This window comes from Aeromonas sp. 600276 (assembly GCF_049175815.1).
Lineage (GTDB): Bacteria > Pseudomonadota > Gammaproteobacteria > Enterobacterales > Aeromonadaceae > Aeromonas > Aeromonas dhakensis.
Genome location: NZ_JAAKVU010000022.1, coordinates 43,426 through 64,502, shown reverse-complemented (window position 1 = coordinate 64,502; position 21,077 = coordinate 43,426). Strand labels below are relative to the sequence as shown.

General features: G+C 59.5%; 17 protein-coding genes and 2 pseudogenes. 15 read left to right on the top strand and 4 right to left on the bottom strand.

The annotated features are described in order from the left end of the window. Positions 1-207: 207 nt before the first annotated feature. A pseudogene (locus tag G5134_RS18720) lies at positions 208-1,194 on the bottom strand (IS481 family transposase). A 466-nt stretch (positions 1,195-1,660) separates the two neighbouring features. On the opposite strand from G5134_RS18720, the gene G5134_RS18715 reads away from it, so the two are divergent. The 6 genes and pseudogenes from G5134_RS18715 to G5134_RS18690 all read left to right on the top strand — a co-directional run bounded on the left by G5134_RS18715 (position 1,661) and on the right by G5134_RS18690 (position 8,167). Continuing rightward, positions 1,661-2,728, top strand: coding sequence for an acyltransferase family protein (locus G5134_RS18715; RefSeq protein ID WP_408756541.1), 1,068 nt, complete (start codon positions 1,661-1,663; stop codon positions 2,726-2,728). A gap of 482 nt (positions 2,729-3,210) precedes the next feature. Further along, a pseudogene (locus tag G5134_RS18710) lies at positions 3,211-3,531 on the top strand (tyrosine-type recombinase/integrase); the annotation flags it as partial. Between the two features lie 583 nt (positions 3,532-4,114). Beyond that, the gene (amt, locus tag G5134_RS18705; protein ID WP_065018776.1) at positions 4,115-5,524 is read left to right on the top strand and encodes an ammonium transporter; all 1,410 of its coding nucleotides are present in this window, start codon (positions 4,115-4,117) and stop codon (positions 5,522-5,524) included. A gap of 325 nt (positions 5,525-5,849) precedes the next feature. After that, a complete protein-coding gene (rlmD, locus tag G5134_RS18700) occupies positions 5,850-7,202 on the top strand; it encodes a 23S rRNA (uracil(1939)-C(5))-methyltransferase RlmD (RefSeq protein ID WP_421232128.1) in 1,353 nt (450 codons plus the stop codon). A gap of 172 nt (positions 7,203-7,374) precedes the next feature. Further along, positions 7,375-7,884 carry a GNAT family N-acetyltransferase gene (locus G5134_RS18695; RefSeq protein WP_421232127.1) on the top strand — a complete coding sequence of 170 codons (510 nt, stop codon included), beginning with the start codon at positions 7,375-7,377 and terminating at the stop codon, positions 7,882-7,884. A 100-nt stretch (positions 7,885-7,984) separates the two neighbouring features. After that, positions 7,985-8,167, top strand: a complete 183-nt coding sequence (locus tag G5134_RS18690) for a DUF5363 family protein (RefSeq protein ID WP_214454704.1) — start codon at positions 7,985-7,987, stop codon at positions 8,165-8,167. On the opposite strand, the gene tppF is transcribed toward G5134_RS18690, so the two are convergent. Continuing rightward, entirely contained in the window at positions 8,136-8,753 is a 618-nt protein-coding gene (tppF, locus tag G5134_RS18685; protein WP_005305113.1) for a type IVa pilus pseudopilin TppF, read from the bottom strand. The genes G5134_RS18690 and tppF overlap by 32 nt on opposite strands. Positions 8,754-8,791: 38 nt before the next feature. On the opposite strand from tppF, the gene G5134_RS18680 reads away from it, so the two are divergent. From G5134_RS18680 to deoD, 7 genes are all read left to right on the top strand, one after another. Further along, positions 8,792-9,580, top strand: a complete 789-nt coding sequence (locus tag G5134_RS18680; protein WP_065018779.1) for a TatD family hydrolase — start codon at positions 8,792-8,794, stop codon at positions 9,578-9,580. 213 nt (positions 9,581-9,793) lie between these two features. Further along, positions 9,794-11,068, top strand: a complete 1,275-nt coding sequence (locus G5134_RS18675; RefSeq protein WP_005305106.1) for a NupC/NupG family nucleoside CNT transporter — start codon at positions 9,794-9,796, stop codon at positions 11,066-11,068. A 125-nt stretch (positions 11,069-11,193) separates the two neighbouring features. Continuing rightward, entirely contained in the window at positions 11,194-11,364 is a 171-nt protein-coding gene (locus tag G5134_RS18670) for a XapX domain-containing protein (protein WP_005305103.1), read from the top strand. A 390-nt stretch (positions 11,365-11,754) separates the two neighbouring features. Further along, positions 11,755-12,528: a deoxyribose-phosphate aldolase gene (deoC, locus tag G5134_RS18665; RefSeq protein ID WP_017783084.1), complete on the top strand. Its 774-nt coding sequence runs from the start codon at positions 11,755-11,757 to the stop codon at positions 12,526-12,528. Positions 12,529-12,638: 110 nt separating this feature from the next. After that, positions 12,639-13,970, top strand: coding sequence for a thymidine phosphorylase (deoA, locus tag G5134_RS18660; protein WP_010636140.1), 1,332 nt, complete (start codon positions 12,639-12,641; stop codon positions 13,968-13,970). A gap of 14 nt (positions 13,971-13,984) precedes the next feature. Continuing rightward, positions 13,985-15,193, top strand: coding sequence for a phosphopentomutase (locus G5134_RS18655; RefSeq protein ID WP_010636141.1), 1,209 nt, complete (start codon positions 13,985-13,987; stop codon positions 15,191-15,193). Positions 15,194-15,270: 77 nt separating this feature from the next. Continuing rightward, a complete protein-coding gene (deoD, locus tag G5134_RS18650) occupies positions 15,271-15,987 on the top strand; it encodes a purine-nucleoside phosphorylase (RefSeq protein ID WP_005305092.1) in 717 nt (238 codons plus the stop codon). Between the two features lie 69 nt (positions 15,988-16,056). On the opposite strand, the gene G5134_RS18645 is transcribed toward deoD, so the two are convergent. Together G5134_RS18645 and G5134_RS18640 are read right to left on the bottom strand one after the other, a co-directional pair. Next, positions 16,057-18,303, bottom strand: coding sequence for a PAS domain S-box protein (locus G5134_RS18645; RefSeq protein ID WP_421232126.1), 2,247 nt, complete (start codon positions 18,301-18,303; stop codon positions 16,057-16,059). Between the two features lie 60 nt (positions 18,304-18,363). Continuing rightward, positions 18,364-18,972, bottom strand: coding sequence for an AhpA/YtjB family protein (locus G5134_RS18640; protein WP_005305087.1), 609 nt, complete (start codon positions 18,970-18,972; stop codon positions 18,364-18,366). 120 nt (positions 18,973-19,092) lie between these two features. Here G5134_RS18640 and serB point away from each other — a divergent pair, with 120 nt between their 5' ends. Further along, positions 19,093-20,103, top strand: a complete 1,011-nt coding sequence (serB, locus tag G5134_RS18635; RefSeq protein WP_065018781.1) for a phosphoserine phosphatase SerB — start codon at positions 19,093-19,095, stop codon at positions 20,101-20,103. Positions 20,104-20,153: 50 nt separating this feature from the next. After that, entirely contained in the window at positions 20,154-21,059 is a 906-nt protein-coding gene (locus G5134_RS18630; RefSeq protein WP_065018782.1) for an alpha/beta fold hydrolase, read from the top strand. Positions 21,060-21,077 lie beyond the last annotated feature (18 nt).

Here is a 21,077-nt window from a genome sequence, read left to right as displayed (position 1 = left end):
ATGACAAAAGGCCATCAGCAATGATGGCCTTTTTTCTTTGTTGTGTACTGTGCTGAATGTGCTTTACTCCTTTTTCCCGAAATAGGTTGCGCATCCATATGGAGCTATGTGTGGGGCGAGGATAGAGATGATTACAGCTGTAGAGATCTAGTTATCACCTGACACTGGCCTCAAACCGAAGTCCTGTTGACGCTACTTAGTGCGTACTTACTTCAGTATCAATTTCAACTCCTTCTTGAGCATGCTGTAGGGGCCAGCCTCTCAATCATCCTACCTTGATGTAGCTGTTGGGGGGCTGTGTTCCAGATCGTTGTCCAAGTCTGTCTGTATCTGCTCCACTGACTCATACCTAGATTGTCCTCCCTTTGATACAGAGGTGTTCATTCAGCAGGGTTCGATGCTGCCGCTCGATAAAGTCATTGCTCTGTTGCCGGCGTACCTTGGTGGTCCGGTGCCCAATCTCGTCCAATTGCAGGAATGGCTCGTAAGGATGACAGGCATGCTGTCTGCAGAACTCACATCAGGATTGTAGAGATCCGCGTCTCATGGACTTCGAAGAACTGCAGTACCGTCTCATTGAGCACATGGACCGAGGTCACAGGCAGTTTTCTGGTGTAGAGCTTTCCCCAGGCGTGGCGGCTGTAGCAGTCCAGCACGGTTTGCAAATATACCTTACCCATCTCCTCGAGAACGCCAACGAAGACGTTATATACTGTCACCAGTTCCCCGGTGTAGTGAACCTCAATCTGGTGCTCTAGGAACTCGGGACAAGCAGGCGAATGTACTCGTCGTTGAGCTCCACCGTCTGCGCCCGGTGAGTTTTCTCGAAGTGCAACAGTCGGTCGTGTTTGGAAAGCAAGTAGTGACATTGCTACGCGCTACGCATACAGCTCGCAGTGACGTTTATGCATTACAGAGCCAGTTCTTGCTCGGCCTGCTGCGGGCCATGGGGAGGGCCTAGTGAGGGAGTAATCGAGGATGGTCTGCTCAATATCTGGAACGACCCGGTTGGGATAAGCCACTTTACAGCCGGACAATTTGTCGAGTAAGCCCTCAGCGCCATAGGTCGAGGGGGTCGTAGAGTTGTTGGCAGCTGAAGCCGATGAGCTTGCTGGCTTTGCTGGCGTTATTGAGCTTTTGGGCGAGCTCTAGCAGGCTGAGTTCACGACGTGCTACTTTCTCATTGGTGGTTATGCAGTGACTCTAGATAATTCGGTAGAGTACCGTTTTTTATCAGGTTTGAAGCTGTATGATCACTCCCTTTTGTGGATAATTGTCAGGTGAATACCATCTCCATACAGTGTGCCGAGTCTGAGTTATGTCCATGTAGGCAACTGGTGGGAGATGTGCGAATAAGCCATTTTAAAAATGTACCGACCCCATGGTATCAATGAGAACAGGAAGAAGTACTTGAACTGAGCCTCTTAATGGGGGTGACCCTTCAATGTACTCTGACTGACAGCATGTTGAGATCATTAGCGTGGTGGTGAGCATCGAATTTTTTAGAAACCGTTCGTGTGGCTGCGTACCCTTATTGATATCCTGAAAGTTAATCTGTACATAAGAGGTACGACCTAATCTATGAGTGTTTATGAAGGAATGTTCTCTAATCTCTTAATAAAGTTTAATATCTAATAACAATTAATTAGTGGTGTGTGAAATGATACTGTCAGAACTACTTAAAAAAGAAAATAATAATATTGATGTATTCAGAGTGTTCGCCGCGTGCATGGTCATTTGGGGACATGCATACGTATTATCACCGGAGGATGGTAAAACAGATTTAATTTCATCCTTGCTACCTCATGATAGTAGTGGTTCGTTAGCGGTTAAAATATTTTTCTTTTTAAGTGGTTTAGTGGTAACTAATTCACTCCTAATTAATAAGGATCCAGTTAAGTTTATCGTAACAAGGTTTTTTAGAATATGGCCTGCACTTGCTTTAACATGCTTTATTGTGGCCTTTGTAATAGGGCCATTACTATCAACATTAACAGTTAGAGAGTATTTCTCAGCTGAGAACGATGTGTCCTCGTATGTGATTAATAATTTACTGCTAAAAACACAGTTCAACCTTCCGGGCGTTTTTACCACGAATTCATACCCTGTTAGTGTGAATGGCTCTTTGTGGACAATACCTTATGAGGTTTATGCATATGCATTACTTTTATCGCTCTATTTTATTGGTGCGATAAAGTATAAGTTGTTCAATGTGTTCTTCTTAGTAGCAATTACCTTCGAGTCGCTGTCTAGTGAAAAGATAGTTTTTACATGGTCTCATAGTAATTCAGAAGTCCCTATGTTGGCGGTTTGTTTTGCTTTTGGATCCATTCTTTCGCTTTACAAAGATGTTGTAAAAATTGATCTACACACACCTCTTGCGTTTCTTCTTGGGTATTTTTTATTAATTGGTAATAATTACGCAGTATACCTTTCTTATGCATCTATATTTCTTTTTATTCTATATGTATCATCCACAAAAGCTTTGTTGAAAATAAAGCCTAAGTTTGATATATCATATGGGGTTTATTTATGGGGGTTTCCTGTTCAGCAAGTGATCGCTCAGTTTTTCTTGACCAAAGGCATTTTTTTCAATCAGTGTGTGTCTTTGTTGTTGAGCATTATTCTTGGATTTTTATCTTGGTATCTTTGTGAGAAACACTTTATTAAACTGGGTTCGAAAGTATCCATGTATTTAGCAAAGAAAGCAAACATGGAACATCCGTAAACGGGTGGTGGTCAGTCCAAACGCTGACTTGCTGAAGGCCATCTCCAACATCGTGACGGTCCCGCAAACACTAATGTCTCGCCATCAAGGGTGAAGCTTTGAGTGGTTGAGGGTAAAGACACGTGCTAGGCCTGCTCTGGCAACAGCTAGAGTCGGGAAATATGGATAAACAGCGGCTGAGTGGTCTGGCCGCACTCTGGGGTCGCCAAGGTCAAACCCTAACCGGTGTCGCGATAAGCTGGTTTGGATGTGCAAGGCTCTGGATAGCCCGCTGACCAGAGAGTCTAGCTCGAACACCTCTTGGCATACCGCGAACGGTGGCTAGCGGATGAACTCGATGTTCCAGGGCTGCGTGTAAGCGACCTTCACTATCATCTGCCGGGAGTTGCCCTATCTGCAGGCGATGTTCAATGAGCTAGCTTATCTCATCCCTGGATGAGAACGAATAACTGCAAGATACCTGCAAGGAGAGGAAGGTGCTGTTGCTGGCCATGCAGCCCAAGCGTACTGGTTGCCTGTTCGATGATTGCTATGCAGAGTTCGAAAAGGTCATCAGGCGAGCAGGTATCAAGCTGCCGGCTGGACAGAGCACTCACGTTCTGCGCCATACCTTCGCTAGCCACTTTATGATGAACGGTGGCAACATCTTGGTTTTGCAGCGTATCTTCGGCCGCACGGACATCAAGATGACGATGCGCTATGCTCACTTTGCCCCAGATCACCTAGAGGATGCAGTACGGCTAAACCTTATAACTGCCCTGAAAAGTGTCCACACACAGTCCACTGAGCACCCTCACATTTAGCCATATTCGCCAATATTGAGATGTTTACGCCCTTTAAAATCAGTAAGTTATTGATTTTAAAAATATGCCAGCGGATTCAAAATCCGCCGGTGAATAACCGTGTCGGTTCGAGTCCGACCCCGGGCACCATCAAATTCATGACAAAAGGCCATCAGCAATGATGGCCTTTTGTTTTTCCGCCTTTCCCCTTCCTTGTCACGCTTCTGTTCTCCGGCTGATATCGGCAAGCCGGGTGCACCTCTGTGGTCATGCCATGTCCCGCCTTGCTCCATTTCGGTGCGGCTTGCTCTGCCTGCACAGCAGAAGTGCGCATTCGCTCATGTTAGCGCGTCCCATGCGCCAATCTGGTGCGCCTCCTCTCTGTCATAAGAATAACATTATGATTTTAAATAACTTATTAAGTTGGCCCGCTTTGTGCTTTTAAGCAGTTATGTCGCCATGATGCCGCTCCATAGAGGGAATCTGACCGGGAGCGGCAACCAGTGTGTACCGAATGGAAATGTACGTGAATCATCGGTGTCGATGTTCATATCAGGAAATGGACCCGGTCTGGAGCCGGGACGACAGGGAAGGAGATGGCTGTATGCTCAAGAGACTCGTGATGACTGGCCTGTTGGCGCTGATTGCCCTGCTGGCCGCCCCCAGCTGGGCCGAAGAGGTGGTGACCGCACCTGCGGTGGTGACCATCAACAAGGGGGACAATACCTGGATGCTGCTGTCGGCAGCCCTGGTGATCCTGATGTCCATTCCGGGCCTGGCCCTGTTCTATGGCGGCCTGGTGCGCACCAAGAACATGCTGAGCGTGCTGATGCAGGTATTCACCCTGTTCTCGCTTATCTGCGTGCTGTGGGTGATCTACGGTTATTCGCTGGCCTTTACCGAAGGCAACAGCGTCTATGGCTCCTTCAGCAAGGTGCTGCTCAAGGGAGTGACCCCCGACTCCATCGCCGCCACCTTCAGCAAGGGGGTAGGGATCAGCGAGTTCATCTATGTGGTGTTCCAGGGGGCCTTTGCCGCCATCACCTGCGGCCTGATCGTGGGGGCCTTTGCCGAGCGCATCAAGTTTGCCGCCGTGCTGCTGTTCTCGGTGATCTGGTTTACCTTCGCCTATATCCCGTTGGCTCACATGGTGTGGTACTGGGCGGGTCCGGATGCCTATACCACGGCCGATGCTGCGGCAGCGGCCACGGCGACGGCCGGCTATCTGTTCCAGCACGGCGCGCTGGATTTTGCCGGTGGTACAGTGGTGCACATCAATGCGGCGGTGGCCGGTCTGGTCGGCGCCTATCTGGTGGGCAAACGCCTGGGTTATGGTCGTGACCCCATGACCCCGCACAGCCTCACCATGACCATGATCGGGGCCTCCCTGCTCTGGTTCGGCTGGTTCGGTTTCAACGCCGGCTCCGCGCTGGAAGCCAACGGCACTGCGGCACTGGCCTTCATCAATACCTGGGTGGCCCCGGCGGCGGCGGCCCTCTCCTGGACCTTGGCCGAGTGGGTGATGAAGGGGCGTCCTTCGCTGCTGGGCGCGGCTTCCGGCGCCGTCTCCGGGCTGGTGGTGATCACCCCGGCGGCCGGTTTCGTCGGTGTCGGTGGTGGCCTGGTAATGGGCCTCATCAGCGGTGTTGCCGGGTTGTGGGGGGTTCACGGTCTCAAGCGTCTGCTGGGTGCCGATGACAGTCTGGATGTGTTCGGCGTGCACGGGGTGTGCGGCATTCTCGGCGCCCTGCTGACCGGGGTGTTCGCCAGCCCGGATCTGGGCGGCACCGGGGTGTGGGACTATGTCACCAATCAGGTGGCGGAGGGCTACTCCATCCTGGATCAGGTCAAGATCCAGGCCATCGGGGTAGGGGTGACCATCCTCTGGTCCGGCATCATCTCGGTGGTGGCCTACAAGCTGGTGGATATGCTGATCGGCTTGCGGGTGAAAGAAGACGCTGAGCGGGAAGGGCTGGACGTCACCACTCACGGCGAGAAGGCCTACAGCCTGTAATCCGCCATCTGTTAGTCAGCCATATTGCCGCCGGCCATGCCGGCGGTTTTTTTATGTCCGTTTGCCGGGGGCCAACTCTGATGCCCGAGCCTGTGGTGGGGCGGCTCGCCTCTGACGCCATCACCTCCGATAGAGCGCATCCCCGAGATCGCCGCCGGCGATAGCATTTTTCGGCAGACAAAGAGGGCAGCGGCAATGTCCTCTGTCTTGTTGCTGTTTTATGCCTGCAATTTGGACGGATCTCCGCTAAACTCTGCCACCTTTTCTTGATGGTTCGGCCGGGCCGGTTCATCACCCTCTTATATATGTACTTTTGGAGCCGCTCATGCCGCTAGTGGGACATCAACACCAGATCGAGATCCTGGAACTGACCGACAAAGGAGATGGCAAAGGACGCCTGTTCGACCGCCCCCTGTTTGTCGAAGGTCTGCTGCCGGGTGAGCAGGCGTTGGTCGAACTGACCGAGGTGAAGCCCAACTACCTGCACGGCAAGGTGGCCGAGCTGCTCCAGCCCTCCGCCGACCGGGTTGCCGACTTCTGCCCCAACACAGAGTGCGGCGGTTGCCAGGTGCGCCCGCTGGCCTATCCGGCCCAGCTCAAGCTCAAACAGAGCTTGGTGCAGAGCGCCCTGGAGCAGGTCGGGCTGGGTGAGGCCGTGGTCAATCCCATCCTTGGCATGGAGACGCCGTTCGCCTATCGCAACAAGGCGCAGTACGCGGTGCGTGGCTGCGAGGCCGGCGCCGAGATCGGTTTCTACCGCAAGCACTCCCACGATCTCATCACCGCCGATGACTGCGCGGTGCAAGATTCTCTGCACGTGGAGCTGAACGCCCGGGTACGCAGCTGGATGCGCGCGCATGACATCGCGGCTTATGACGAAGTGGCCCACACCGGCTGCGTGCGCAACCTGATGACCCGCAAGGGCTTCAAGAGCGGCGAGCTGATGGTGGTGCTGGTGACTCTGGGTGAGGAGCTGCCGTTCGAAGCCGAGCTGCTGGCCGCCCTGCAGGATCTGCCGGTCACGACTCTTGTGCAGAACATCAACGAGGCGCGCACCAACCGCATTCTGGGTGACAACAACCGGGTGCTGCTGGGCAGCGGGGTGATCCGCGACAAGATCCACGAGCTCGAATTCGAGATCTCGCCGCTCTCCTTCTTCCAGAACAACCCGAGCCAGACCGATGTGCTCTACTCCAAGGCACTGGAGTATTGCGAGCTGACCGGCAACGAGACGGTGTTCGACATCTATTGCGGTATCGGCACCATCTCCCTGTTCTTGGCCGGCAAGGCCGCCAAGGTGGTGGGGATCGAGTCGGTGGAGAGCGCCATCAGCGACGCCCGCCGCAATGCGGCCCTCAACGGCATCGAGCAGACCGAGTTCCACGTCGGCAAGGCGGAGCAGCTGATGCCAGCCCTGCACGCCGAAGGGGTGAGCGCCGACGTAGTGGTGATGGATCCGCCGCGCAAGGGCTGCGACAAGGCGGTATTGCAGACCCTGGTGGCTATGGCGCCGCACCGGCTGGTCTATGTCTCCTGCAACCCGCAGACCCTGGCCCGGGATCTCGCCTGGCTGGTCAAGCAGGGCTTCGTGCTGGACGAGGTGCAGCCGGTGGACATGTTCCCGCACTCGATGCACGTCGAGGCTGTCGCCCGCCTGAGCCTGCCTGCCAAGGTCTGATCGTCGCTGGTCCCCACTCGCGCCATGGACGTCGAAGCGGTTGCTCGTCTAAGCCTGCCCACCCAGGCGTGAATTGAATTAGCCAGATGGCTCTGATAAAAACGACTCCAAATGGAGTCGTTTTTTTATGGCCGTGGATCGGCGCAACCACCAGGCAGGGAGAGCGAGGCTGATGATTCGTTTGGCGAGTGTGGAGGATGCGGCGGCGCTGGATCACTTCTTTGGGCAACTGGACAGGGAGACCCGCTTCATGCTGTATGAGGCGGGGGAGCGCCCCTCGGACATCGAGGGGCAGCGCCAGCGGCTCGAGGCCATGGCGGCGGCTCCCAATCAGGCCATGTGGCTGCTGGCGCTGGCCGGGGAGGTGCAGGGCTTTGCCGTGCTCATCGGCGGTGGTCTGGCGCGCAACCGCCACTGCGCCCTGGTGGTGATGGGGCTGCGGTCGAGTGCACGCGGGTTGGGATGGGGTGAGCGGTTACTGCGCACCCTGATCGCGGGCGCCGGCGAGCTAGGGATCCAGCGGCTGGAGCTGGGGGTGATGGCCCACAACGAGGTGGCGCACGCCCTCTATCGCAAGTGTGGCTTCCGGGACGAGGGGTTGCGGCGACAGGCCTATCGGCTGGATGATGGCTATGTGGACGAGATCAGCATGGGGTTGCTGCTGTCACCCGGGGCACCATGATGCGGCTTGCCCGGCTTGCCCGGCTTGCCCGGTTTGCTCCTGGCGGCGAGCGGGGATATGACGGAGCAACCGTCGACTTGATGAAGAGGAGAACGCGCGGATGAAAGGTATCTTGCTACGCTGGCTGGCTCGCTACGATGGCTGGTGCAAAGAGTGGGGGCTCACGCCGGAGAACCGGCGCTGCTGCGTGCCGGTGCGTCGGGAACAGGATGAGGCGCCGCAGGCAGAGCCGCAAGCCGAGTCGGAGCCGCTCACTGGAAATTGCGGGTCACGGCACCAGTGACGCTGTTGTAGTCGAAGGAGAGACCGTCGGGATAGGCGGGGAAGCGGCCGATGGAGTCGCGCAGGGTGTAGCGGCAGTTGCTGTGCGGCTCTCCCTCTTCATCTATCTGGTTGGCGGTCAGCTCGCTGGACAGGTAGTCGGCGTTGAGTTGCTGATCGGGATCCTGATCGACCGAGGCGACGGTGTAGCTGCTGTCCAGCAGCCCCTGAAACAGCAGACGGCAGTCTGACTGGTTGCTGACCGAGATGTAGTCGCCCTGACCTGCGACATAGGGTTCGTCGATCCCCTTGCGCCCCTGATCTTCGTCCGTGCCGGCGGGCCAGCCATAGCGGTTGATGTCGAGATTGCGTTGCCCCATGCTGCCGAGATTGTAGAGCGCCTGATCCTGCGCCTTGACCGCCCAGCCGGCATGAGCCAGCTGAACCGCGCTGGCAAAGCTGGCCGCCGTTGCCGCGACCGTGCTCTTTAATGCGTCATCCTTGAGATTGATGAAGCGGGGCAGGGCAGTCACGGCCAGGATCCCCAGCACTATGATGACCAGCACCAGTTCTATCAGGGTAAAGCCGTGGCTTGTGCGTTTCATCATGATATGGACCCATTAATTACGACAAACAGGTGAGTGACATGCAATTGATCGACACCCATTGCCATCTCGATTTTCCGGTCTTCGACTCCGATCGGGCGGCGCTGCTGGCCGAGTGCCGTCAGCTGGGGGTGGGCGAGTATATCATTCCTGCGGTGGGAGAGGAAAACTGGGGCCGGGTGATGGCGCTGGCGGCAGAACATGACGGCATCTCCTATGCCCTTGGCGTGCACCCCTGGTATGTGGGCGGTCAGACGCCGGCGGTGCTGACCCGGTTGCAGCAACGGCTGGCGGAGCGCCCCCGCGGGTTGGTGGCGGTGGGCGAATGCGGGCTGGATCTGCGCTCCCACGTGCCGCAGGAGGGACAGCTTGAGATGTTTGAGGCCCAGGTCGAACTGGCCAAGGAACATGAGCTGCCCCTTATTGTCCATTCGGTGCGTGCCAACGACACGGTGGCCAAGATCCTCAGACGTCTGCGCCCGGCCTGCGGGGGCGTCATCCACGCCTTCAGCGGCTCCCTGCAGCAGGCAGAAGCGTTCTGGCAATTGGGATTTCGGCTTGGCATCGGCGGGGTCATCAGCTTTGAGCGGGCCAACAAGACCCGGGAGGCGGTGCGCGACATGCCGCTGGAGGCCCTGCTGCTGGAAACGGATGCCCCCGACATGCCGCTGCAGGGTCAGCAAGGGGCGCCCAACACCCCTGCCAATCTGCCAATCATTGCGCAACTGTTGGCCGATTTGCGGCAGCAACCGCTGGCACATGTTGCCTCGGTGTTACATGAATCCACTCTGCGTACCTTCCAGTTGGGCAAGTCGAAAATTAACACCTGATTAACTGTTGCTAGCGACATGATAAAAAATGGGGGGAGTAAAAATCGTTTGCGGTCTAATTTGACGACCTCTAGCGCATTTCATGCTTATAAAATGTGACCAGCGTTCTACTTTGTCGCACCGTAATTAGTATAATGCGCACCCTTGATTGATGGCTTTGAGATACAAGTTGTTAACAAGCTGGAAGGTGCTACTAAAGAGGAAGTGTAAATAATGAATCTAATAATGGGTCTGGTAGGGATGGCAACGCTCGTCCTTATCGCGGTGCTGTTCTCCAGCAATCGCAAAGCAATAAGAGTGCGCACCGTTGCCGGTGCCTTTGCAATCCAAGCTGGCCTGGGTGCCTTCGTGCTGTACGTCCCGGTTGGTCGTGACATCCTGGTGGGTGTATCCGATGCTGTTTCCAGCGTCATCGGTTATGGCCAGAACGGTATCGAATTCCTGTTCGGTGGTCTGGTCAGCAACAAGATGTTCGAAGTGTTCGGTGGTGGCGGCTTCATCTTCGCCTTCCGCGTACTGCCGGTCATCATCTTCTTCTCCTCCCTGATCGCCGTTCTCTATTACCTGGGCATCATGCAGTGGGTCATCAAACTGCTGGGTGGTGGCCTGCAGAAAGTACTGGGCACTTCCCGTACCGAATCCCTCTCCGCCACTGCCAACATCTTCGTGGGTCAGACTGAAGCGCCGCTGGTTGTGCGTCCCTTCATCTCCAAGATGACCGACTCCGAGCTGTTCGCCGTCATGTGTGGTGGTCTGGCTTCCGTCGCCGGCTCCGTACTGGCCGGTTACGCCTCCATGGGCGTCAAGATGGAATACCTGATTGCCGCCTCCTTCATGGCTGCCCCGGGTGGTCTGCTGTTCGCCAAGCTGCTGGTGCCGGAAACCGAGACCCCGAGCTACGACGAGAGCAATGCCGATGGCGATCTGGAAGACAAGCCTGCCAACGTGATCGATGCCGCCGCTGCCGGTGCCTCTGCCGGTCTGCAACTGGCCCTGAACGTCGGCGCCATGCTGCTGGCCTTCATCGGTCTGATCGCCATGATCAATGGCATCTTCTCCGGTGTGGGTGGCTGGTTCGGTTATCCGCAACTCTCCCTGGAACTGCTGCTGGGCTGGATCTTCTCCCCGCTGGCATTCCTGATCGGTGTGCCCTGGAGTGAAGCCGTCGTTGCCGGTTCCTTCATCGGCCAGAAGCTGGTGGTCAACGAGTTCGTGGCCTACCTGAACTTCGCCCCGTACCTGAAGGATGAAGTGCTGATCAATGGCGTGGCCATGTCCGACCACACCAAGGCCATCATCTCCTTCGCCCTGTGCGGTTTCGCCAACCTGTCCTCCGTTGCCATCCTGCTGGGTGGTCTGGGCTCCATGGCACCGAACCGTCGCGGCACCATTGCGAAATTTGGTCTGAAAGCCGTACTGGCCGGCTCTCTGTCCAACCTGATGTCTGCGACCATCGCAGGCTTCTTCCTGGCGCTGTCCGGTATGTAATATCAGCCTGACTGACAGGGTATAACCACGAACGCCACGGCATCTGCCGTGGCGTTCGTGTATGGAGCGGTGACAACCGTTTTCCTTTCTAAACTAATAATAAAATGAGTCAAATCGGAGGTTATATGAATGAAGTGCTACTGGCGATGGCAGCCGGCTTTATCGTTGGCTTGTTGTTTTCTTTCCTCAAATTGCCGATCCCGGCCCCGCCCGTATTGTCCGGGGTGATGGGGATCGTTGGAGTCTACCTGGGGGGGCTGGCATACTCCTGGATACTCACCCGTTTCTTCTCTTAACGCACTTTCCAGTACCGGATTTGCCAGATGTGAGGTACCTCTGAAAATGGCAAATCCGGCTTGCAAACAAGGGGTATCTCGGCTGAAATAGGCATTGCCAGCAGGGTGCTGGCATTGACTAATGCCCGATGAAATCGGGTGTTGGCGGTCAAATGGAATTGATTGGGAAGTCGGGTCAGACCTTGTCTGCCTTTCTCAAGTCTTCATGGAACCAAGTCCGCACTTTTGTAAGAAAGTGACAGGGCTCTTGCCTTATTTGCAGCCTATTGCCCGTGCAGTTGCGCTGCAATTCCATTCCCGTTTTTCCGGGAGTCGCGTCTTGCCGGTTGCGTTGCGACAGGCAGCACCATGCCCTGGAATTCGGACTACATCGAGACTTTGGAGAACAGAATGACTGATCTGAAACTGGCCGCCCAGCGCGCCCTGAATCTGATGGACCTGACCACCCTGAACGATGACGACACCGATCAGAAGGTGATCGACCTGTGCCGCAAGGCCAAGTCTCCGGCCGGCCTGACCGCCGCCGTCTGCATCTACCCCCGTTTCATCCCCATCGCTCGCAAGACTCTGCGTGAGATCGGCGCCGCCGACGTGCGCATTGCGACCGTGACCAACTTCCCGCACGGCAACGACGACATCGAGATCGCCGTGGCCGAAACCCGCGCCGCCGTGGCCTACGGTGCCGACGAAGTGGACGTGGTGTTCCCGTACCGCGCCTTCATGGCCGGCAATGAACAGGTCGGCTTCGATCTGGTCAAAGCTTGTAAGGAAGCCTGTGGCGCCAACGTGCTGCTGAAAGTGATCATCGAGACTGGCGAGCTGAAAGAGGAAGCGCTGATCCGTCGCGCCTCTGAAATCTCCATCGACGCCGGTGCCGACTTCATCAAGACCTCCACCGGCAAAGTGCCGGTCAATGCGACCCCGATCGCTGCCCGCATCATGATGGAAGTGATCAAGGCCAAGAACCCGAAAGTCGGCTTCAAGCCGGCCGGTGGCGTGAAAGACGCCGCCGTGGCGGGCCAGTACCTGGCCATGGCCGAAGAGATCCTGGGCAAGGACTGGGTATCCGCCCGCACCTTCCGCTTTGGTGCATCCAGCCTGCTGGCCAGCCTGCTGGCCACGCTGGGGCATGGCGACAAGCCGGCCAACACCAGCGGTTACTAATAGGTTGATGAGAGGGCGGACCGCTGTCCGCCCTGTTGCGCCCCACCCGTGTGGGGTGCGGGCAAGGATTCAGACTTGTGTAACGCCAGCAATGGCGGAGGGAATGAAAGATGTTTTTGCCTCAAGAAATCATTCGCAAGAAGCGCAACGGTGAAGCGCTCAGTACCCAAGAGATTCAATTTTTCGTTCAGGGCATTACCAACAACACCATCGGCGAGGGCCAGATTGCGGCACTGGCGATGGCGGTCTACTTCAAAGACATGACCATGGATGAGCGGGTTGCCCTGACCTGCGCCATGCGCGATTCCGGCATGGTGCTGACCTGGGACCACCTCAATCTGGGCGGCCCCATCGTCGACAAACACTCCACCGGCGGCGTGGGTGACGTCGTCTCCCTGATGCTGGGCCCCATGGTCGCTGCCTGCGGCGGTTTCGTGCCGATGATCTCCGGCCGTGGCCTGGGCCACACCGGCGGTACCCTGGACAAGCTGGATGCCATCCCCGGCTACCAGACCTCGGTCGACAACGACCGTTTCCTGAAAGTGGTGAAAGAGGCCGGTGTCGCCATCATCGGCCAGACCGGCGATCTTGCCCCGGCCGACAAGCGTATCTATGCGGTACGGGACATCACTGCCACCGTCGAATCCATCGCCATGATCACCGGCTCCATCCTCTCCAAGAAGCTCGCCTCCGGGCTGGAAGCGCTGGTGATGGATGTGAAAGTGGGCTCTGGTGCCTTCATGCCGACCTTTGAAGCATCCGAGGAGCTGGCCAAGAGCATAGTTGCGGTGGCCAACGGTGCCGGCTGCCGCACTTCAGCGCTCTTGACCGACATGAACCAGGTGCTGGCCTCCAGCGCCGGCAACGCGGTGGAAGTGCGCGAAGCGGTGCGCTACCTGACCGGTGAATACCGCAACCCGCGCATCCATGCCGTCACCATGGCGCTGTGCGCCGAGATGCTGATCTCCGCCGGCCTGGCCAGCGACGACAGCGATGCCCGCCGCAAACTGCAGGCGGTGCTGGACAACGGCAAGGCGGCCGAGATCTTCGGTCGCATGGTGACCGGCCTCGGTGGCCCGAGCGACTTCATGGAGCGCTACGATCATCACCTGCCCAAAGCCGCCATCGTGCGCCCCGTCTATGCCGCCAACAGCGGTTTCGTGACCGCCATGGATACCCGCGAACTGGGTCTGGCCGTGGTCGCCATGGGCGGTGGCCGTCGCGCTGCCGGTGACAAGCTTGATTATGCCGTCGGTCTGACCGACTTTATCCGCCTGGGTCAAAGTGTTGAGGCAGACAAGCCGCTCGCCCTGATCCACGCTCAAACTGAAGAGCAATTTGCTCAGGCCGCCAGCATGGTGCAGGCTGCCGTCAAGATCGGTGATACCCAACCGGAGGCGCTGCCCGAGGTTTACCGTCGCATCGGTCTGGCTGATTTGTAACAAGGGGAAGTCCCATGAAACGTACCTTTATTCTGATGATGGACTCTTTCGGCATTGGCGCAGCCGCCGACGCCGACAAGTTCGGCGATGTGGGCGCCAATACCCTTGGCCATATCGCCAAGGCCTGTGCCGCCGGCGAACTCGAGGGTCGTGGCGCCCTCAATCTGCCGAACCTCAGCAAGCTGGGTCTGGGCCACGCGGGTGAACTCGCCAGCGGCACCTTCCCGGCTGGCCTGAACAAGGATGTCGAGGTAGTCGGTGCCTACGGCTTTGCCCAGGAGCTCTCCTCCGGCAAGGACACCCCGTCCGGCCACTGGGAAATTGCCGGCGTGCCCGTGCTGTTCGAGTGGGGCTACTTCAAGGATCACCACAACAGCTTCCCGCAGGAGCTGCTGGATGCCATCGTCGAGAAGGCCGGTCTGCCGGGCTATCTGGGTAACTGCCACGCCTCCGGTACCCAGGTGCTGGACGATCTGGGCGAAGAGCACATGCGCACCGGCAAGCCGATCCTCTACACCTCTGCCGATTCCGTGTTCCAGATCGCCTGCCACGAAGAGACCTACGGCCTCGAGAAGCTCTATGAGCTGTGCCACATCGTGCGCGAACTGCTGGAGCCCTACAACATCGGCCGCGTCATCGCGCGTCCGTTCGTGGGCAGTGGCAAGGGCAACTTCAAGCGTACCGGCAACCGCCACGACTACTCCGTGCTGCCGCCGGCGCCGACCGTGCTGGACTACATGAAGGAAGCGGGCGGCCAGGTGGTTTCCATCGGCAAGATCGCCGACATCTATGCCCAGCAGGGCATCACCAAGCAAGTGAAAGGCACAGGTCTGACCGAACTGTGGGACAGGACCCTGGAAGAGGTGAAAGCGGCCGGTGACCAGACCATCGTCTTCACCAACTTCGTCGACTTCGACTCCTCCTACGGTCACCGTCGCGACGTGAAGGGCTACGCCGATGCGCTGGAGTACTTCGACTCCCGCCTGCCGGAGCTGTTCGAGCTGATGCAGGATGGCGACGTGGTGGTGCTGACCGCCGACCACGGTTGTGACCCGACCTGGAGCGGCACCGACCACACCCGCGAGTACATCCCTGTGCTGTTCTACGGCAAGCCGGTCAAGGCGGGTTCCGTCGGCCGTCGCGAGACCTTTGCCGACATCGGCCAGAGCATCGCGGCGTACCACGGTTTGCCCAAACTGGCGTACGGTACCAGCTTCCTGTAAGTTACCCGCCCGTCGCCTCGGCGGCGGGCAACCAATAAAGACAATAAAACTCAACCTAGTGTGAAGGAATCAAGAGAATGGCAACTCCTCATATCAATGCGAAAGATGGCGCCTTTGCTGACACCGTGCTGATGCCGGGCGACCCCCTGCGCGCCAAGTACATCGCCGAAACCTTCCTGGAGAACGTCGAACAGGTGTGCGACGTGCGCAACATGTTCGGTTTCACCGGCACCTACAAGGGTCGTCGCATCTCCATCATGGGCCACGGCATGGGCATCCCGTCCTGCTCCATCTATGCAAAAGAGCTGATCACCGATTACGGCGTGAAGACCCTGATCCGCGTTGGCTCCTGCGGTGCCGTGCGTGAAGACGTGAAGCTGCGTGACGTGGTGATCGGCATGGGTGCCTGCACCGACTCCAAGGTGAACCGTCTGCGCTTCAAGGATCACGACTTCGCCGCCATCGCCGACTTCGATCTGGTTGCCAATGCCGTACAGGCCGCCAAGAACAAGGGCGTTGCCGTGCGCGTCGGTAACATCTTCTCCGCCGACCTGTTCTACACCCCGGACCCCTCCATGTTCGACGTCATGGAAAAATACGGCATCCTGGGTGTCGAGATGGAAGCCGCCGGCATCTACGGTGTGGCCGCAGAGTACGGTGCTCGCGCACTGACCATCTGCACCGTCTCCGACCATATCCGTACCGGTGAGCAGACCACCTCTGAAGAGCGTCAGCTGACCTTCAACGACATGATCGAAATCGCGCTGGATTCCGTCCTGCTGGGCGACAACTAATCCCCTTCGCGCATGAATAATGAAAACGGCGGCCCTCGGGCCGCCGTTTTGCATTTCAAGGATGGCAGATCAGAGGTCGAGGGCGAAGCGCCCCTTGCCGGCCTGTTTGGCCCGGTACATGGCGCTGTCGGCCCGGTGCAGCAGGTCGTCGATGTGACAATACTGGCCCGAATGGCAGATGGCTCCGCCGATGCTGCCGGCGAGGGGCAGCTGGTGGCCGGCCACGTCGGCCGGTACCGCCATGGCCGCCAGCAGCCGTTCGCACAGGGCGGGCAGCTCCAGCTCCGGCTGGCGCAGGGCCGGCAGTATGATGGTGAACTCATCGCCGGCCAGGCGCGCCACCATGTCACCGGGGCGCACCTCGGCACTGAGCACTCCGGCGAAGCGCTGCAACAGGGCGTCGCCGACATGGTGGCCGAGCTGATCGTTGATCCGCTTGAAGCCATCGAGATCGAGAAACAGCAGACCCAGAGTCTCGGCATTCTGGCGCACCCGCTCCAGCTCACGGGAGAGGCGCAGGGTGAAGGCGCGCCGGTTGGGCAGGCCGGTGAGGGGGTCGTGGGCCGCCTCGTGCTCCAGCTGGTTCTGCAGCGCCTTGAACTCGGTGATGTCGCTGCCGAGGATGTAGACCCCGGGCTCGTCGCCCCGGCTCGGGATCATGGTGATCCTGAGATCCCGTGGGCCTATGGGCAGCTCAAAGCGGTTTTCGAAGCTCACCTGCTCGCCGGCGAGGGCCTGCTCCAGATGGGCGATGGCCCGGCCGTAGGCCGCCTCGCCGATCACCTCCCGCACGCTCATCTCCCGTATCCGCTCGGGATCCAGCCCGAAGTAGCGACAGTAGGCCTGGTTGGCAAACAGGTAGCGCCCCTCGGGCGAGACCATGCTGATGGTGACCGGCAGGCCGTCGGTGATGGCCCGCAACCGGGCCCGCCCGCGCTCGATTTCCGCCAGCACCTGGCGGCGGGCGCTGATGTCGTGCAGGAACAGGGCGAGGCGCACCTTGCCGTCGAACTGGTAGCGCTCGGCGCTCACCTCGACCGGGACCTGGCGACCGCTGCGGGTGCCGATGTCGCACTCCAGACGGCGCTGTGCGCGCTCGGGATGGATCAGTTGCGCCAGCAGAGGGTGAGCGCTGCCGAGCAGGATGGGCAGGGTGCGTCCCAGCATCTCCTCGGGGTGCCAGCCGAGCAGGGTGGTGGAGGCCGGGTTCCAGCCGGTAATGACCAGCGCCTCGTCGAGCTCGAGGAAGGCGTTGCTGGTGTGCTCCAGCATGTGTTGCAGCCGGCGTTGCTCCTGCCACAGGCGTTGCTGCACGGCACCACGCTCCTGCATCTCGCGATGCAGTTGCTCCACCGTGCTCGACAGCTCGCGGGTGCGCTCACGCACCTGCTGCTCGAGCCCCTGCTGCAGTTGCAGCAGCTCGGCCTCGACCTGCTTGCGCTCGGTAAGGTCGGCAAACACGGCGATCATGTGGGGGGCCATGGTGCGGCTCTGGCACAGGGTCACGCTGAGCTGGACCCAGCACAGGCTGCCATCGGCGCGGATCATCCGCTTCTCCAGCCGGTAGTCCTGCCGTTGCCCCGCGAGCAGGGCGGTGAACAGGGCCAGCTCGCGCGGCAGATCCTCGGGGTGGGTCATGGCGTGCCAGGTTCGTGTCAGCATCTCCTGTTCGCTGTAGCCGAGCAGTCGCTCCAGCCCCGGGTTGGCCCGCAGCCAGCGTCCCTCGATCGACGAGAGGGCCATACCCACCGAGGACTGGTTGAAGGTGAGGGTGAACAGGTGCTCCTTGTCCTCCAGCACCTGGTTGAGGCTGCGTACCTGATGGCGCCTTTCCAGATCGTGCAGGGTGTTCTCCACCAGGCGGCCGAAGTCGTCGAGATCGCGACAGGCCTCCTCGTCGAGGTGGCGCGCGGCATGATCCACCAGACAGAGGGTGCCGAGCACCACGCCGTCCAGCGCCCGCAGTGGCCGGCCGGCATAGAAGACCACGTGGGGCTCGCCCGTCACCAGCGGGTTGTCGGCAAAGCGCGGGTCGAGCCTGGCATCCTGCACCTGCATGATGTCGGGGCGCAGGATGGCGTGGCCGCAAAAGGAGTACTCCCGGCTGATCTCGCACAGGGTGACCCCGGTGCGAGCGAGAAACCACTGCCGGTTCACGTCGGTCAGCGAGACCATGGCGATGGGCAGCGAGAAATGGCGGGTGATGAGCCGGGTCAGGCGATCCAGCTGGTCGATGGGCTCGCGGTCAAGCAAGCCCAGGATGCGGAGCCGTTCCAGTCGGCTCTCTTCATCCAGAGGAAGAGGGGGGGCAATCATACAGCGCTCCTGCTGGTGGCATTGCCTGGGTTGTATACAAGGCGATGAGGTCGCACCGTCTTATTGCGGTTCGACCGGTTTGCTTTTCTTCTTGTGCTTGCGCACCCGCATGTAGTTGCGGCGCACCCCGTAGGAGATGAGCAGCCCGGCCAGCAGGGCGACCAGCAGCATCAGCCGCTGTTTCTCCTGCACCACCTTGAGCCGGGTGTCCTTGTCCGCCAGCATCTGCTGCTCCTCCAGGGTAATGCGCAGATAGCCCAGCGTCTGCTCCCCATCCAGGATCTCCTGCACGAACTGGATGCGCCCCTTGCCCTGCTCGGGGACCGACTTGTTGTTGTCGCCGATGGGCAGCAGGCTGTCCAGCGGCACTGCATTGTCCGACTGGGCGAGGGGAATGCCGCGGGCATCGTAGAGGGTGACATCGAGGATCTCGGGTTCGGCGGCCAGATCCCGGGCCAGCCGCTCCAGCTCGCTGTTTTTCTCCTCCTTGATCCAGCGTTTCATGTCCCTGGCGGCATAGGCCACCAGTGCCTGGGCCCGGTTGCGCGCCTCGCTGTGCAGCGAGGCCTGGCTCTCGCCTTGCATATGAATGAGCACGGCGAGTACCCAGAGTCCGAGCAGGACACCGGCACCCAGACTGAGCACACGTTTGATGGGGAGATGACGCAAGCGTTGAGCCTTTTGCTGACAAGGAGTGGCGGGATCTTGGCGCTTGCCTGTACAAAAAGCAATACGCTACTCTGGGCCAGTTTTGTTAACCCCATGATCACCAAGGAAGGCGTTATCCCTATGTTGTTGTCCCAATTGCCTGCAGATATTTCAGAGTGGCCCGAGTGCCTGTCCGGCGCCCCCTGGTGGGAGGCGACGCCACAGGCGCTGCTGCCCGCCGCCAGTGCGCTGGATGGCGCCTGGCTGGTGCTGTTCGGTCGGCCCCTTGGCGGCCACCATCTCGGCAGGCTGGCCGGGCTGCTGGCGCGGCACGGGCTGCAGGCACGACTCTATCCGCCCGCCATGCAGGCCGGGGTACCCCTGCTGCTGCTGGGCACGGATCGCTTCTCACCCGCTCTGGTACAGACGCTCAAGGGGGAGGAGTGGGACATCGATCTGTGTCATCTGCCGGCCCTGCCCAGCCTGGCCGAGCCCGGTCTGCTGGTGATGGACATGGACTCCACCGCCATCCGCATCGAGTGCATCGACGAGATTGCCCGCTTGGCCGGGGTCGGCGAGCAGGTAGCGGCGGTCACTGCGGCCGCCATGCAGGGCAAGCTGGAGTTTTCCGACAGCCTGCGGGCCAGGGTCGCCCTGCTGGAGGGGGCAGCGGTCACCATTCTCGACGAGGTGGCGGCCAACATGCCCTGGATGCCGGGCCTGCAACTGATGGTCGACACTCTCAAGCAGGCTGGCTGGAAGGTGGCGATCGCCTCCGGTGGTTTCACCCGTTTTGCCGGCCAGTTGCAGCGGGAGCTGGGGCTGGACGCCATCTTCGCCAACGAGCTGGCGGTGGCGGGGCAACGGCTGACCGGCAAGGTGAGCGGGCGCATCGTCGATGCCACCGTCAAGGCCGAGGTGCTGCAGCAGCTGGCCGCGGAGTACGGCATCGCCACTGGCCAGACCGTGGCTGTCGGCGATGGTGCCAACGATCTCAAGATGATGGGGGTGGCCGGGCTCGGCATCGCCATCCACGCCAAACCGCTGGTGCGGGCCCAGGCGGCGGCCACCCTCAACCACCACGATCTGGAAGGGGTGATCTGCCTGCTTGGCGCCCTGGCCTGCCGCCAGCAGCGCTGGGATCGGCGCTGAGCCCACTAGGGCTGGACTCAACCCCACGTCACGGAGGACGTAGTCTCAAAATGGAACTGCAACAGCAATCCCTGTTTATTCCCTGCGGCGAACATAGGCTGCACGTTCGCCACATTCAGCCGCGGGTCGCGGTACATGGCGAGCCGATCCTGATGGTGCACGGCGCCATCGAGAACGGCCGCATCTTCTATACCGAGTCGGGCAAGGGGCTGGCCTGTTTTCTGGCCCGCCACGGCTATCAGGTCTATGTGGCCGATCTGCGCGGGCGGGGGCTCAGCACGCCGGCCATCTCCGAGCAGGCCGAACATGGCCAGCATGAGCTCATCACCGAGGATCTGCCCGCTCTGCACCGCTGGATTGCCGCCCGTCATGCCGGCTTCAAGTTGCACTGGATGGCCCACTCCTGGGGCGGCGTCATCATGGCGTCGACCCTGGTGCGTTTTCCCGAGCTGGCGGAGCAGGTGGCCAGCCTGGTGTTCTTTGGTACCAAGCGCGGCGTGTCGGTACAAAATCCGGAGCGCTGGCTGAAGGTGGATCTGATCTGGAACCGGCTGGCCCCCTGGCTGGCCAGCCGCAGCGGCTTCCTGGCTGCGCGCAGATTGAAGATAGGGGCGGATGACGAGCCGCTGCGCTACCTGCAGGAGACCATCCCCTGGGTCAAATGTGGCCCCTGGCAGGATCCCAGCGACGGGTTCGCCTATGACGAGGCGGCCGCCCGGGTCAACTGGCCGCCGCTCTGGATGATCTCGGCCAAGGCGGACAAGGTGCTGGGTCACCCGACCGACGTGCGCCGCTTCAGTGCCGAGATGGGCTCGGCTGCACGCCATACCCGGCTTGGCCGGGACAACGGCAACCGGCTCGATTACGACCACATCAACATGCTGACTGCACCCCAGGCGCAGGAGGATCACTTCCCGCAGATCCTCGAATGGCTGCTCAACCCGCAGGCGGCCTGATGGGGGAACCCTCGGGGG

Coding starts and splice junctions, on each gene's coding strand:
- G5134_RS18655 (WP_010636141.1), top strand. CDS start 13,985: ATGAAACGTACCTTTATTCTGATGATGGACTCTTTCGGCATTGGCGCA.
- tppF (WP_005305113.1), bottom strand. CDS start 8,753: ATGATGAAACGCACAAGCCACGGCTTTACCCTGATAGAACTGGTGCTG.
- deoD (WP_005305092.1), top strand. CDS start 15,271: ATGGCAACTCCTCATATCAATGCGAAAGATGGCGCCTTTGCTGACACC.
- G5134_RS18695 (WP_421232127.1), top strand. CDS start 7,375: ATGATTCGTTTGGCGAGTGTGGAGGATGCGGCGGCGCTGGATCACTTC.
- serB (WP_065018781.1), top strand. CDS start 19,093: ATGTTGTTGTCCCAATTGCCTGCAGATATTTCAGAGTGGCCCGAGTGC.
- deoC (WP_017783084.1), top strand. CDS start 11,755: ATGACTGATCTGAAACTGGCCGCCCAGCGCGCCCTGAATCTGATGGAC.
- G5134_RS18715 (WP_408756541.1), top strand. CDS start 1,661: ATGATACTGTCAGAACTACTTAAAAAAGAAAATAATAATATTGATGTA.
- deoA (WP_010636140.1), top strand. CDS start 12,639: ATGTTTTTGCCTCAAGAAATCATTCGCAAGAAGCGCAACGGTGAAGCG.
- G5134_RS18670 (WP_005305103.1), top strand. CDS start 11,194: ATGAATGAAGTGCTACTGGCGATGGCAGCCGGCTTTATCGTTGGCTTG.
- rlmD (WP_421232128.1), top strand. CDS start 5,850: ATGCCGCTAGTGGGACATCAACACCAGATCGAGATCCTGGAACTGACC.
- G5134_RS18690 (WP_214454704.1), top strand. CDS start 7,985: ATGAAAGGTATCTTGCTACGCTGGCTGGCTCGCTACGATGGCTGGTGC.
- G5134_RS18680 (WP_065018779.1), top strand. CDS start 8,792: ATGCAATTGATCGACACCCATTGCCATCTCGATTTTCCGGTCTTCGAC.
- G5134_RS18645 (WP_421232126.1), bottom strand. CDS start 18,303: ATGATTGCCCCCCCTCTTCCTCTGGATGAAGAGAGCCGACTGGAACGG.
- G5134_RS18630 (WP_065018782.1), top strand. CDS start 20,154: ATGGAACTGCAACAGCAATCCCTGTTTATTCCCTGCGGCGAACATAGG.
- amt (WP_065018776.1), top strand. CDS start 4,115: ATGCTCAAGAGACTCGTGATGACTGGCCTGTTGGCGCTGATTGCCCTG.
- G5134_RS18675 (WP_005305106.1), top strand. CDS start 9,794: ATGAATCTAATAATGGGTCTGGTAGGGATGGCAACGCTCGTCCTTATC.